Origin of the sequence: Aeromonas sp. S19(2024), assembly GCF_041402625.1 — a bacterium.
Taxonomy (GTDB): domain Bacteria; phylum Pseudomonadota; class Gammaproteobacteria; order Enterobacterales; family Aeromonadaceae; genus Aeromonas; species Aeromonas caviae.
This window is the reverse complement of record NZ_JBGLQU010000013.1, coordinates 34,289-47,378: the sequence shown is the minus strand read 5'-3', so window position 1 is coordinate 47,378 and position 13,090 is coordinate 34,289. Positions and strand designations below refer to the sequence as shown.

15 protein-coding genes are annotated in these 13,090 nt (G+C 63.8%); all 15 read left to right on the top strand.

Going from position 1 to position 13,090, the window contains the following annotated elements; translation table 11 throughout:
- Positions 1–80 precede the first annotated feature (80 nt).
- Positions 81–710 (top strand): outer membrane beta-barrel protein, encoded by a 630-nt coding sequence (locus ACB037_RS18895; protein WP_039041374.1) that lies wholly within the window; start codon positions 81–83, stop codon positions 708–710.
- Positions 711–884: 174 nt separating this feature from the next.
- On the top strand, positions 885–1,829 hold the full coding sequence (locus ACB037_RS18890) for a DUF523 and DUF1722 domain-containing protein (RefSeq protein WP_010673317.1): 945 nt from the start codon (positions 885–887) through the stop codon (positions 1,827–1,829).
- A 139-nt stretch (positions 1,830–1,968) separates the two neighbouring features.
- Entirely contained in the window at positions 1,969–2,856 is an 888-nt protein-coding gene (locus ACB037_RS18885; protein WP_371175728.1) for a MerR family transcriptional regulator, read from the top strand.
- Positions 2,853–4,277, top strand: a complete 1,425-nt coding sequence (phrB, locus tag ACB037_RS18880) for a deoxyribodipyrimidine photo-lyase (RefSeq protein ID WP_371175727.1) — start codon at positions 2,853–2,855, stop codon at positions 4,275–4,277. Before ACB037_RS18885 ends, phrB begins: the two co-directional genes overlap by 4 nt.
- Position 4,278: 1 nt before the next feature.
- Positions 4,279–4,707, top strand: a complete 429-nt coding sequence (locus ACB037_RS18875; protein WP_371175726.1) for a nuclear transport factor 2 family protein — start codon at positions 4,279–4,281, stop codon at positions 4,705–4,707.
- A complete protein-coding gene (locus ACB037_RS18870; protein ID WP_010673321.1) occupies positions 4,704–5,438 on the top strand; it encodes an SDR family NAD(P)-dependent oxidoreductase in 735 nt (244 codons plus the stop codon). The genes ACB037_RS18875 and ACB037_RS18870 overlap by 4 nt, the downstream gene beginning before the upstream one ends.
- Positions 5,435–6,694: an NAD(P)/FAD-dependent oxidoreductase gene (locus ACB037_RS18865; RefSeq protein WP_201888513.1), complete on the top strand. Its 1,260-nt coding sequence runs from the start codon at positions 5,435–5,437 to the stop codon at positions 6,692–6,694. Before ACB037_RS18870 ends, ACB037_RS18865 begins: the two co-directional genes overlap by 4 nt.
- Positions 6,691–7,470 carry a DUF1365 domain-containing protein gene (locus tag ACB037_RS18860; RefSeq protein WP_069651766.1) on the top strand — a complete coding sequence of 260 codons (780 nt, stop codon included), beginning with the start codon at positions 6,691–6,693 and terminating at the stop codon, positions 7,468–7,470. Before ACB037_RS18865 ends, ACB037_RS18860 begins: the two co-directional genes overlap by 4 nt.
- Before the next feature lie 106 nt (positions 7,471–7,576).
- A complete protein-coding gene (locus ACB037_RS18855) occupies positions 7,577–8,833 on the top strand; it encodes a cyclopropane-fatty-acyl-phospholipid synthase (RefSeq protein WP_279988898.1) in 1,257 nt (418 codons plus the stop codon).
- A gap of 2 nt (positions 8,834–8,835) precedes the next feature.
- Positions 8,836–9,315 (top strand): DUF2878 domain-containing protein, encoded by a 480-nt coding sequence (locus tag ACB037_RS18850; RefSeq protein ID WP_041211250.1) that lies wholly within the window; start codon positions 8,836–8,838, stop codon positions 9,313–9,315.
- The gene (locus ACB037_RS18845; protein ID WP_010673326.1) at positions 9,312–9,530 is read left to right on the top strand and encodes a TIGR02450 family Trp-rich protein; all 219 of its coding nucleotides are present in this window, start codon (positions 9,312–9,314) and stop codon (positions 9,528–9,530) included. Before ACB037_RS18850 ends, ACB037_RS18845 begins: the two co-directional genes overlap by 4 nt.
- Positions 9,487–10,029 (top strand): chalcone isomerase family protein, encoded by a 543-nt coding sequence (locus ACB037_RS18840; protein WP_069651764.1) that lies wholly within the window; start codon positions 9,487–9,489, stop codon positions 10,027–10,029. The genes ACB037_RS18845 and ACB037_RS18840 overlap by 44 nt, the downstream gene beginning before the upstream one ends.
- Before the next feature lie 11 nt (positions 10,030–10,040).
- The gene (locus ACB037_RS18835; protein ID WP_010673328.1) at positions 10,041–10,583 is read left to right on the top strand and encodes a DUF3833 domain-containing protein; all 543 of its coding nucleotides are present in this window, start codon (positions 10,041–10,043) and stop codon (positions 10,581–10,583) included.
- A gap of 130 nt (positions 10,584–10,713) precedes the next feature.
- The gene (locus ACB037_RS18830; protein ID WP_010673329.1) at positions 10,714–11,181 is read left to right on the top strand and encodes a Dps family protein; all 468 of its coding nucleotides are present in this window, start codon (positions 10,714–10,716) and stop codon (positions 11,179–11,181) included.
- Between the two features lie 236 nt (positions 11,182–11,417).
- The gene (gene hcp / locus ACB037_RS18825) at positions 11,418–13,067 is read left to right on the top strand and encodes a hydroxylamine reductase (RefSeq protein WP_263308846.1); all 1,650 of its coding nucleotides are present in this window, start codon (positions 11,418–11,420) and stop codon (positions 13,065–13,067) included.
- Positions 13,068–13,090 lie beyond the last annotated feature (23 nt).

Below are 13,090 nucleotides of genomic sequence, written 5' to 3'. Positions count from 1 at the left end.
CCTCGGCGTTGCCCCCTTTGCCCGTCACAATGGCTCCATTCCAGTTAGGTCCGCCTAACTCAACCCATGGAGTCAACAAAATGCAAAAGATCGCACTGTCTGTTCTGGTTCTGGCCGGTCTCTCTTCCACCTCCGTCCTGGCGCAAGATGCCTTCAGCTATGCCAAGGGCTCTGCCACCTGGGCCCACACCAAGTCTGACTACATCGGTGGCAAGGATGGGGAGAACCGCGACTTCGGCGGCCTCAGCCTGGATCTCTCCAAGAGCTTCACCAGCAATGTCTATGGCCGGATCGGTAGCGAATACACCTCCCGCAGCAGCGGCAACGACAGCATGGCCATCTCCAGCCTGGGGATGGGTGTCTACACCCCCCTCAGCACCGGCCTGAACCTCTACGGTGAAACCGGCCTGATGGGCTACAGCCTGGAACGGGAGCTGGCCTCCGACGTGAACCATTCCGGTTGGGATACCCTGGCCCGCAAGAAGAGCGGCAGCCTCTACGGAGAAGTGGGCCTGCGCTACGACATCGGCGCCGTCGAGCTCTCCACCGGCTATCGCTACGCCAACATGACCGACGACATGCACGACTTCAAGGCGGGGGCGGCCTACAAGCTGACCCAGAACCTGGCCCTCACCGCCGACTACACCTATCGCAACTGGGATCTGCAAAAAGGCTCCATCTCCAGCCTGGGTGTGAAATACAGCTTCTGATCATCCTTCCTGCAGGGTCTTCACCTTTACCCATGACTTCGGTCATGGGTTTTTTTTTATGGGGGCAGATCCGCCCGCCGCCCCCTGGCCGTATCAGTTCGCAATAGTTATACAGCTTCCAATTTTTTGTATAACTGCTATAACTTACTCAAGGCTTATACAAGGGGCTTCATCATGTACAAGATCAAGGTCGGTATCAGTGCCTGTCTGCTCGGCCAGGAAGTGCGCTTCGACGGGGGCCACAAACGATCCAGTTTCTGCGAACGGGATCTGGGCGCCCATTTCGACTATCACCCCGTCTGCCCCGAGATGGCCATTGGCCTGGGCGCACCCCGCGCCGCCATCCGGCTGGTGAAGCGCCAGGGCGAGGTGCGGGCCGAGGCAAGCAACGGCAGCTTCGACGTCACCGACAAGCTGATTGCCTTCAGTGAGCAGAAGGCACGACAGCTCGACTTCCTCTCCGGCTACATCCTCTGCGCCAAGTCCCCCAGCTGCGGCATGGAGCGGGTGCGTATCTATGGCGCCAACAACGAGGGGAGCGCCAAGGAGGGGGTCGGCCTCTTCGCCAAGGCGCTGATGGAGGCCAACCCCCTGCTGCCGGTGGAGGAAGATGGCCGCCTGTGCGACCCCATCCTGCGGGAGAACTTCGTGCTGCGGGTCTTCGCCTACCACGACTGGCAGCAGCTCTGCGCCCGGGGGATCACCGCCTCAGCCCTGATCCGCTTCCATTCACGCTACAAGTACCTGGTGCTCTCCCACGCCACCACCCACTACCGGGCGCTGGGGCGCCTGCTCGCCAACCTTGGCAAGGCCAACCTGCAGGAGGTGGCCGACAGCTACATCCAGGGGTTGATGGCGGCGCTGACCCTGCGGGCCAACCGCCGCAGCCACACCAATGTGCTGATGCACCTGCAGGGCTACTTCAAGCGGGTGCTGACCCCGGCCCAGAAGCAGGAGCTGTGCGACACCATCGACAAGTACCGCACCGGCGTCTTCCCGTTGCTGGTGCCCCTTACCCTGATCCGCCACTACCTGCGCGAGTACCCGAACCCCTATCTCGCCGAGCAGGTGTACCTCAATCCCCATCCCGACACGCTGAAATTGCGTTACGGGCTGTGAAGGTGTGGCTGGATTTGGCCGATCAGGCCTACCTCGACCTTCATCCCGACACGCTCAAGCTGCGCTACGGGCTCTGAACCCTCTGTGCAGGCCCTGGTGGATGACCGGGGCCTCTTCCCAACGTCTGATGGACTCTCTCATGTCTGATGAATCACAAGCAGCCGCGCCTCTCCCCGACGAGGGCGTCTACCCCATTCGCGAGGTCTCCCGCCTCACCGGCGTCAACGCCGTCACCCTGCGCGCCTGGCAGCGCCGCTACGGGCTGGTGCAACCGGCCCGAACCGAGAAGGGCCATCGCCTCTACAGCGAACAGGATATCCGCCAGATAGGCGAGATCCTGAGCTGGCTGGAGCGGGGAGTGAGCATAGGTCAGGTGAAGGGGCTGTTGAGCGAGCCCCAGAGTGCGCCAGTGAGCGATCACTGGCAGCAGACCCTGGAGCAGTTCAGCCAGGCGCTGCTCGCCTTCAACCAGCGCAAGGCGGAGGCCGAGCTTGGCGATCTGCTGGCGAGCTACCCCTTCGAGCTGGTGCGAAGCCGGGTGCTGCAGCCCCTGGTGGAGCGGCTGCTGGGGCTGTGGCGCGAGCGCCCCGATGGCGAGTTGCTGCAACAGGTGTGGCTCGGCTGGCTGCATACCCGTTTCGCCCGCCACCTCATCGAGCAGGAGAAGGGCGTCCCCGTCACCCTGGCAAGCTGGGGGCAGGTGGGGTCGCTGGATCTTGTCTGGGCTGCGTATGAGCTCATCGGTCAGGGATATGAGGTGCAACTGCTGGGGGCGGTGGAGCCCCGCCATGCCACCTTGCTGGAGGGGCGCGCCACTCCCCCCTGGCTGATCCTGCTGGGGGCCGGGCTCGGCAAGCAGGACCAGGCAGCCGAATGGCCTGAGGGCACCCGCTTCTTTGGCGAGCTGGGACGCCTCTACGATGAGCCGTGGCGGCGTGCCCGCAACTGGCACGCCACCCTGGCAGAGGTCAGTGCGACGCCCCGCACTGCCAAGGCGAAGGGCAAGGGCGGGAGAACACCGTCATGAGGCTGGTCTGGTTTCGCAACGATCTGCGTCTGGCCGACAACCCGGCCCTGCGCCACGCCTGCGCCGGAGATGAACCGGTCGCCGCACTCTTCATCGTCTCGCCGACCCAGTGGCAGCAGCACAAGCTGGCCCCGGTCCGCCAGCGCTTCATGCTGGCACAGGTGGATGCCATGGGCCGCGAGCTGGCGGCCCTCGGCATTCCGCTTCATCTGCTGCGGGTCGAGACCTTTGCCGAGGTGCCGACGGCGCTGACGGCGCTTTGCCGGGAGCTCGGGGTGAGCCAGCTCTACGCCAACCAGGCCATCGAGATTGACGAGCTGCGCCGCGACCACGCCGTCAGCGCCGCGCTGGGGGAGCAGGGCATGACCAGCCACTGGTTCAACGGCTGCTGCGTGCTGCCGCCCGGTCGGGTGCTGACCGGGTCGGGGGAGATGTTCAAGGTCTTCACCCCCTTCAGCCGCGCCTGGCTCAAGGCTCTCGAGGAGGATGGCTTCGTCATTCACCGTGCCCCCGCACCACGCGGCGAGCCGTTGCCGTGGCTGCCCCTGGCCGAGCGGGAGTGGGTGGACGACGGGCTGGGGGATCTGACGCCGGACACCCGCTGGCCGGTGGGGGAGGCTGAGGCGAGCCGCCGGTTGCACGCTTTTCTGGATCAGGCGGTGCTCGATTACGGCGAGACCCGGGACTTTCCGGCGCTGGCGGGCACCTCCGTGCTCTCCCCCTATCTGGCGGCGGGCATCATCAGTGCCCGCCAGTGCGTGGGGGCGCTGCAGCAGCGTCTCGGCTACCGGCCCCAGTCGAAGGCCCAACCCGGTTTCGTCTGGCTCAACGAGCTCATCTGGCGCGAGTTCTACCGCCACTTGCTGGTGCTGATCCCGAGCCTCTCCATGAACCGCCCCTTCAAGCCGGAGACGGTGGCCCTGCCGTGGAGCTGGGATCCGGATGCCTTCGCCGCCTGGTGCGAGGGGCGCACCGGTTACCCCGTGGTCGATGCGGCCATGCGCTGCCTCAACGCCACCGGCTGGATGCACAACCGGCTGCGGATGATAGTGGCGAGCTTCCTCACCAAGGATCTCCACATCCACTGGCGGCTCGGGGAGGACTACTTCATGAGTCGGCTCATCGACGGGGATCTGGCGGCCAACAATGGTGGCTGGCAGTGGGCGGCGGGGACCGGGGCCGATGCGGCGCCCTATTTCCGGGTCTTCAACCCCACCACCCAGGGGCAACGATTTGATCCACAAGGGGAGTTCATTCGTACCTGGGTCACTGAGCTGGCGGATGTGCCTGCTGCCTATCTCCACGAGCCCCACGACTGGTTGCGGCTCAAGGGGCGGCAGGATTATCCGGCCCCTATGGTGGATCATGCCGTTGCACGGGTGAGGGCCATCGAGATGTTCCGCGAACTGGAGAAAAACTAGCATGAATGACGCGCTGGCCCGCTTTGTCATCCTCTACCTGCAATTGGACAAGCATCAGTTGCACCGCTTGCCGGAGGTCTATGCCGATGAGGTGCTCTTCATCGATCCTGCGCACCGGATAGAGGGGCTGGCCGCGCTCACCCGCTACTTTTCCTCCCTTTATGAGCGCCTTGCCCAGTGCAGTTTCGAGATAACGAGTCAGCAGCAGTCGGGCAACGAAGCCTGGCTCGCCTGGGTCATGACCTTCTCCCACCCCAGGATTGCCGGTGGCCGGGCTGTCAGGGTCGAGGGTGCCACCCGGCTGACGTTCGACTCCTGGGGCAAGGTGTGCCTGCACCGGGACTACTTCGATCTCGGGGCCATGCTCTACGAGCAGTTGCCGCTGCTGGGGCCCGTGGTACGTGCCATCAAGGGGAGGCTGGGGATATGAGCGGCCGGGTGCTGATCACCGGGGCCACCTCGGGCATCGGCCGCCAGCTGGCGCTGGATTATCGGCGCGCCGGCTGGCAGGTGTGGGGTTGTGGCCGGGACGAGGTGCGCTTGCAGGCACTGGCCGACCTGGGGATCACCCCTTTGCGATTCGATGCGCGCGACAGCGCCGCCATGGCCGGGGTGGCCGCGAGTCTGCCCGCCCTCGACCTGCTCATTCTCAATGCGGGCAACTGTGAATACATGGATCCGGCAGAAGGCTTTGACGGCGCCCTGTTTGCCCGGGTCATCGAGACCAACCTCATTGCCACCGGCAACGCCCTGGCCGCCTTGCTGCCGCGGCTGGGGGCGGGTGGACGGCTTGCCATCGTCAGCTCCTCGGTGAGCTGGCTGCCCCTGCCACGGGCGGAGGCCTATGGCGCCTCCAAGGCGGCCCTCGATTATCTGGCGGATACGTTGCGCCTGGATCTGGCCAGCAAGGGCATCGGGGTGACCCTGATCCGCCCGGGCTTCGTGCAGACGCCGCTCACCGACAAGAATGATTTTCCCATGCCCTGCCTGGTGACGGTGGAAGAGGCTTCCCGCGCCATCATGACGGGGCTTGCCGCCGGTCGCCACCAGATCCACTTTCCCCGTCGCTTCATCTGGCTGCTGCGCCTGCTCGGCGCCCTGCCGACAGGGCTCTGGCTGCGCCTTGGCCGCACACTCGTTTCGAAAGGACGCCCTTCATGAAGAAAAAGATCGCCATCGTCGGCTCCGGTATCTCCGGTCTCACCGCCGGTTTTCTGCTCCACAAGCTGCATGACATCACCCTGTTCGAGGCGGCGCCGACCCTGGGAGGCCACACCGCCACCGTGGAGGTGGAACAGGCTGGGCGCCACTATGCCATCGACACCGGCTTCATCGTCTTCAATGACCGCACCTATCCCAACTTCCTCAAATTGCTGGAGCGCATCGGGGTGGGGCGCCAACCCGCCGAGATGAGCTTCTCGGTCAAGAGTCCCGAGGGGATGGAGTACAACGGTCACAACCTCGATACCCTGTTCGCCCGGCGCCGCAATCTGCTGAGCCCGCGCTTCTATCGCTTCGTTGCCGAGATCCTGCGCTTCAACCGGGAGGCGCGGACCTGGCTGGCCGCGCATCGCCAGCGGGAGCTGACCCCCGAGCTGACCCTGGGGGACTTCCTGCAGGCGGGGAAATTCAGCGACTATTTCGCCCGCCACTACATCCTGCCCATGGGAGCGGCCATCTGGTCCTCCACCCTGGCGGACATGCGTGCCTTCCCCTTGAGCTTCTTCCTGCGGTTTTTCGCCAACCACGGGCTGCTGGAGGTGGCGAACCGGCCCCAGTGGTATGTGATCCCGGGTGGCTCGCGAGAGTACATAGGGCCGCTCACGGCGGGCTGGCAGTCGCGCATCCGCCTCGCTACCCCGGTGGAGGCGGTGCGCCGGGTGGCGGATGGCGTCGTGGTCACCAGCCAGGGGCAGGAGGCCCATTTTGATGAGGTGATCTTCGCCTGTCACAGCGATCAGGCCCTGGCCCTGCTGGCGGATGCGAGCGACGGAGAGAGGGCCATCCTCGGGAACATGCCCTATCAGGCCAACGACGTCTGGCTGCACACCGACGCCTCTTGTCTGCCGATGCGCCGCAAGGCGTGGGCGAGCTGGAACTACCAGCTCGGTGAGGATGACGGGGCGCGCCCCCTGGTGAGCTACAACATGAACATCCTGCAGGGGGTAAGCTCCTCCGCGCCCTTCTGCGTCAGCCTCAATCCCCGTGGACGGGTGGACGAGAGCAAGGTGTTGCGCCGTTTCGTCTATCATCATCCGGTATTCAATCAGGGCTCCATCGCCGCCCAGCAGCGACGGGGCGAGATCTGTGGCCATCAGCATACCCACTTCTGCGGGGCTTACTGGTACAACGGTTTTCACGAGGACGGGGTGCGCAGCGCCCTGGACGTGGCCAGACGCTTCGGGGCCGAGCTATGAGCGGCGCCGCGGCCTTGACGCAGGGGGACGAGGGAATGGGGGAGGGGATCAGCGCCATCTGGCAAGGCTCGGTGCGCCATCGCCGCTTCGCCCCCAGGGCCCACGCTTTTTCATACAGCCTCTTCATGCTGGGGCTGGATCTGGACGAACTGCCCGGGCTTGAGCAGGGGCGCTGGTTTGCCGTGGAGCGGGCCGGACTGCTCTCGTTTCGCCGCGAGGACTATATGCGGGGCAGCGAAGGGCCCCTCAAGCAGGCGGTCTGGGACAAGGTGGCGGCCCTTGGGGGGGATGCGGAGCCCGGCGGACGGGTGCTGCTCCTTGGCAACGTGCGCTGCCTCGGGTTTTATTTCAGCCCGGTCAATTTCTACTTCTGCGATCGGGCGGGGGAGACCCGCTACCTGCTGGCGGAGGTCTCCAATACCCCCTGGAACGAGCGCCACTACTACCTGCTGGATCTGGCGGCGCTCTCCCCCCATGACAAGGATTTTCATGTCTCCCCCTTCATGGGACTGGGGATGCGCTACCACTGGCGCATCCGGGCGCCGAAAGAGGAGGCGCTGATCCATATCGAGAGCCACCCCGTATCCGGTGAGAGCAAGCTGTTTGACGCCACCCTGGCCCTGCGCCGCGCGCCGCTGTCGCGCAAGGGGCTGGCGGCGCTGCTGGCTCGCTGGCCCTGGATGACCCTGAAGGTGCTGCTCGGGATCTACTGGCAGGCCCTGCGCCTTTTTATCAAACGCACCCCCGTCTTCACCCATCCGGAGAGCCGCCCGTGACGCTGACACACCCGCTTAATTCCGCTTCCTGGTGTTGTCAGCAGCCCATGGTGCGGGTTCATCCCAACCGAACGACCCCACTCTTGACCCATTCGGAGAGCCGCTAATGGAACTTGCTCAATCAACCCTCTCTGCCTCTTTCATCGACAAGGGGGCCAAGCAACTGCTGCTCAAATTGCTGGCGCGCCTTGAGCAGGGCCAGCTGGTGCTCCACGACGGCAGCGAGTGCCACCGTTTCGGCAAGGCGGGCAGCGACCTGCATGCCGAGCTGGTGGTGCAGGATCCGGCGTTTTATCGCCGCCTGCTGCTGGGGGGCAGCATCGCCGCAGGAGAGACCTGGGTGGAGGGTCTCTGGACCAGCCCGGAGCCGGTGGCACTGGTGCGCTTGCTGGCCCGCAATCTGCAGCTGCTCGACGCCCTGGAACGGCGCCTCGGCTGGCTCAGCTTCCCGTTCAACAAGGTGCGCCACTGGTTCAATCGCAATACCCTGACCGGTTCGCGCGCCAACATCGCCGCCCACTATGACCTTGGCAACACCCTCTATCAGGGCTTTCTCGACGATCACATGCAGTATTCGAGCGCCATCTATCCCCACCCGGATGCCACCCTGGAGGAGGGGCAGCAGGCCAAGCTGCGCACCATCTGTGAGCGGCTTGAGCTTGGGCCGGACGACCACCTGCTGGAGATAGGCACCGGCTGGGGCGGTCTCGCCGTCTATGCGGCCCGTCACTACGGCTGCCGGGTCACCACCACTACCATCTCCCGGGCCCAGCACGACTATGCCAAGGCGTGGATCGAGCGGGAGGGGCTGGGGGATCGCATCACCTTGCTGCTGGAGGATTACCGCAAGCTGGAGGGACGCTATGACAAGCTGGTCTCCATCGAGATGATCGAGGCGGTGGGGCACGCCTTCCTGCCCGACTATTTCCGCCAGTTGTCGCGCCTGCTCAAGCCCGGCGGACGCCTGCTGATCCAGGCCATCACCATCGCCGATCAGCGTCACGCCCAGTATCTGCGCGGGGTGGACTTCATCCAGCGCTACATCTTCCCGGGAGGCTGCCTGCCCTGCGTCTCCCAGATGGCGGGTCTGCTGGCGCGGGAGACCGACATGCAGCTGGTACGGCTGCACGATCACGGCCACCACTATGCCCGTACCCTGGCCCACTGGTGCGAACGCTTCCTGACGCTGGCCCCGGAGCTGCCCAAACTCGGTTACAGCCAGGATTTCATCCGGCTCTGGCACTTCTACTTCGCCTACTGTGAAGGGGGATTCTGGGAGCGGGCCATCAGCCTGGTGCAACTGGAGGCCGCCAAGCCGGGGCCCCATGGCTGGTCCGGGGACTTGCCGGCAAGCGGTCGCTGATCATGTGGCAGTGGGCCCACCTGCTGGGGTTCAACCTCTACTGGTTGCTTGCGGTGACATGGCAGCAACCGGGCCCGCTGCTCGGGATGCTGCTGCTCCATTTCATCTTCTCCCCCTGCCGTGGGCAGGACTGGCGCCTCATCCCGGTCGCCCTGGCAGGCTGCCTGCTCGACATCCTGCTCTGGCGCCTCGGCCTGTTTCACTTTCCGTCCGGTTTTCCGCTCTGGCTGTTGCTGCTCTGGTGCGGTTTCGCCCTGACCCTCTCCCACGGCCTTCGCTGGCTTCGCCCCTTGCCGCGCTGGCAACAGGGGCTGTTCGGCATGGTGGGGGGTGCCTCCTCCTATATGGCGGGGGCCGCCATGGGGGCAGTAAACTTACCCTGGGGCATCTGGACAAGCGCAGTGCTGCTGGCGGTGATCTGGATGTGGTGGTTACCCGTACTCCTGTGGGTAACGGTCAAGCTGGAGGGTGAGACGAGATGAACACCTTTTCGACCGACACCTTGTTGTTTTCCAAGTGGACCAGGGATGGCCAGTGCGAGCTGGCCGAGCGTTTCTACCTGGTGGTGGCCTGCCAGCGCGATGCCCAGGGGCATCTGGCGAGCGTGGTGATGCAGGATATCAACACCCTGCAGGAACAGGAGATGGACTGGCATGAACTGGAGGATCCCGCCCGTTGGCACATGGGGTGGAACTAGCCTGCTGCTGGCGGCCTTGAGCCTGCCACTGTTTGCGACCGCCCAGAGCGTTGCCGCCCCCTGGCAGGGGCTGCGCACCGTGGGACAGGGGGAGATGCGCTGGCTCTGGTTCAAGCTCTATGACGCCACCCTCTACAGCGAGAGCGGCCGCTATCAGCCGGGGCGCTACCCGCAGGCCCTCAGCATTACCTACGCGAGGGCCATCGAGCGCCAGGATTTGCTGGAGGCGACCGCCGCCGAGTGGCAGCGGCTCGGCCTTGGCAGCGAGAGTGAGCGCCAACGCTGGCTGGCTCGACTGGCCACGCTCTGGCCGGATGTCGCCCCCGGCGACAAGCTGGTTTTTTATGTGGACGAGCAGGGGGCGGGCCACTTCTGGTTGCGAGATCGCCTCCTTGGCTCTCTCTATGATCCCGCCTTCGCCCCCGCGTTTCTTGCTATCTGGCTGACTGACGACAGCCGGGATCCCGCTCTGACCCGCCGCCTGCGCGGCCAATCCTGACGGAGTATTCCATGAAGTTCTCTTCCTGGTGGCGTCTTGCCTGGTTGCTGCCCCTGCTGTGGCTCTCTGGTTGCGGCGCGGGTCTTGACGATTATCGCGGCTCCCGGCCGGGTTGGGATCTCGCCCGTTTCTTCAATGGCAAGCTGGTGGCCCATGGCCTGGTGACGGACCGCAGCGGCGAAGTGACCAGTCGCTTTCGGGTCGAGATGCAGGGGCACTGGCGAGAGGGCAAGGGAGAGCTGTTCGAGCAGTTTTACTTCGATGATGGCCGTCGGCAGACCCGCACCTGGTTTTTGAGCAAGGGAGCGGATGGCCACTGGCGCGGCACGGCTTCAGACGTGGTGGGGGAGGCGGTAGGCAAGACAGAGGGCTTTGCCCTCAATTGGCGTTATCAACTTGATCTGGCACTGCCGGATGAGAGCGTGGTGAGGGTGAGCTTCGATGACTGGATGTATCTGCTGGACGACGATCGCCTGATCAACCGCGCGAAGATCAGCAAGTTCGGCATTTACCTCGGCGAGGTGATCCTCTATATCGAACGGCTTGAGCAATGAAAGCCGGTGCATTTTTTGCCGACGATAGCCATTGGCTATTGATCGGCAAGGCACGGACGATTGTCCTTTGAGTCTTCTTCTGGATAAGCTGACTCCGTTCCCGATAATGCTTACCACCTGGAGGTGAATCATGAAGAGCCCTATTGGTCTTGATACCGTTCAATCACAAGCCCTGGCCGCCGAGCTCAACAAGCTGCTGGCCAGCTACCAGATCCTCTACATGAACGTCCGTGGCTTCCACTGGAACATCCGCGGCAACCAGTTCTTCGAGCTGCACCTGAAATTCGAAGAGATCTACAACGACCTGCTGCTGAAAGTCGATGCCCTGGCCGAACGCATTCTGACCCTGGATGGGGTGCCCCTGCACAGTTTCAGCGACTACATCCAGGTGTCCGCCATCCCCGAGCAGAAGGGGTTGCATGACGGTCGTGCCTGCGTGGAATCCCTGCTGGCGAGCTTCCGCGAACTGCTGGTTGCCCAGCGCCGCATCCTGGGTCAGGCCGCCGATGCCGGTGATGAAGGGACTGCGTCCATCCTCTCCGACTATGTGCAGCAGCAGGAAAAACTGGTCTGGATGCTGCGCGCCTATCTGGCCTGATGAACCTGGGGCCGGCTGCCCATGCTCCGGCCCGTATCATTGCCCCTGTTGTTGCAAACCCGAGTTGTCTCTCCTTGATTTCCCACCCGCTTGCCGCCCGATTTGGGCGGCTTTTTTCTATTTGATCTGCATCAATGAAATGTTAATTGGTAAATTGAATGCCTATTAAGTTTTCCAAGAGGGGAATAGAATCGCCACAAAACAGATAACTGAAATGTCCAATTAGGAGAGACATGATGTTTTGTGTGCAATGTGAACAGACTATTCGTACCCCGGCAGGCAACGGCTGCGCCTATGCACAAGGCATGTGCGGCAAGACGGCTGAAACTTCTGATCTGCAGGATGTGCTGATCTATACCCTGCAAGGGCTCAGCGCCTGGGCCCTGGCGGCCCGCGAGCACGGCATCGTCGACAGCGAAATAGACGCTTTCGTGCCCAAGGCGTTCTTTGCCACCCTCACCAACGTCAACTTCGACTCCGCTCGCATCGTCGCCTACGTCAACCAGGCGCTGGCCTATCGCCAGCAACTGGCCGCCAAGCTGGCACCGCTGGCGGTGCAGGCCGACACACTGCCCGCCGCGGCCAGCTTCGAGCCGGGTGCCGATCTGCTGGCCCAGCTTGCCCAGGCGCCGCAGACCGCGGTCAACCGGGGCAAGAACGACGTCAACGAAGACATCATGGGGCTGCGCCTGCTCTGCCTCTATGGCCTCAAGGGTGCCGCCGCCTACATGGAACACGCCCGGGTGCTGGATCAGCAGGATGCCGGGGTCGCCGCCGAATTCCATCGCATCATGAGCTGGCTCGGCACGGATCCCTGCGATCTGGATCCCCTGTTCAAGTGCGCCATGGATATTGGCCTGCTGAACTTCAAGATCATGGAGATGCTGGATCTCGGTGAAACCACCGCCTTCGGCCACCCCGAGCCGACCCAGGTACGCGTCACTCCGGTACCGGGCAAGTGCATTCTGGTCTCCGGTCACGACATGGTGGATCTCAAGCTCATCCTGGAGCAGACCAGGGGCACTGGCATCAACGTCTACACCCATGGCGAGATGCTGCCGGCCCTGGCCTACCCCTTCTTCAAGCAGTACCCGCACCTGGTGGGCAACTACGGCTCCGCCTGGCAGAACCAGCAGAAGGAGTTTGCCAATTTCCCGGGCGCCGTGGTGATGACCTCCAACTGCATCATCGACCCGAACGTGGGCAACTACTCGGATCGTATCTTCACCCGCTCCATCGTCGGCTGGCCTGGGGTCACCCATCTGGAAGGGGAGGACTTCTCTGCGGTCATCGCGAAGGCCCAGGCGCTGGAAGGTTTCAAGCACACCGAGCTCGAGCACTTCATCACCATCGGTTTTGCCCGCAACGCCCTGATGCAGGCCGCTCCAGCAGTGATCGACAAGGTCAAGGCTGGCGAAATCAGCCACTTCTTCCTGGTGGGGGGATGTGACGGTGACCGTGCCGAGCGCGCTTACTACACCGAGTTTGCCAAGGCGATTCCGCAGGACAGCCTGCTGCTGACCCTGGGCTGCGGCAAGTACAAGTTCAACAAGCTCGATTTCGGCGATATCGGCGGCATTCCGCGCCTGCTGGACGTGGGTCAGTGCAATGATGCCTACTCCGCCATCCAGCTGGCGCTGGCGCTCGCCGACGCGTTCGAGTGCGGCGTCAACGATCTGCCCCTGACCCTGGTGCTCTCCTGGTTCGAGCAAAAAGCCATCGTCATTTTGCTCACCCTGCTGGCGCTCGGTGTGAAGGACATCCGCACCGGCCCGACCGCCCCGGCCTTCCTCACCCCGGCCCTGCTCAAGGTGCTGGAGGAGCAGTTCGGCCTGAAAGGAACCACCACGGCAGACGCGGATCTCGCCGAGATCCTGGCGGCCTGAGCAAAGATACAGCCTTACACGCT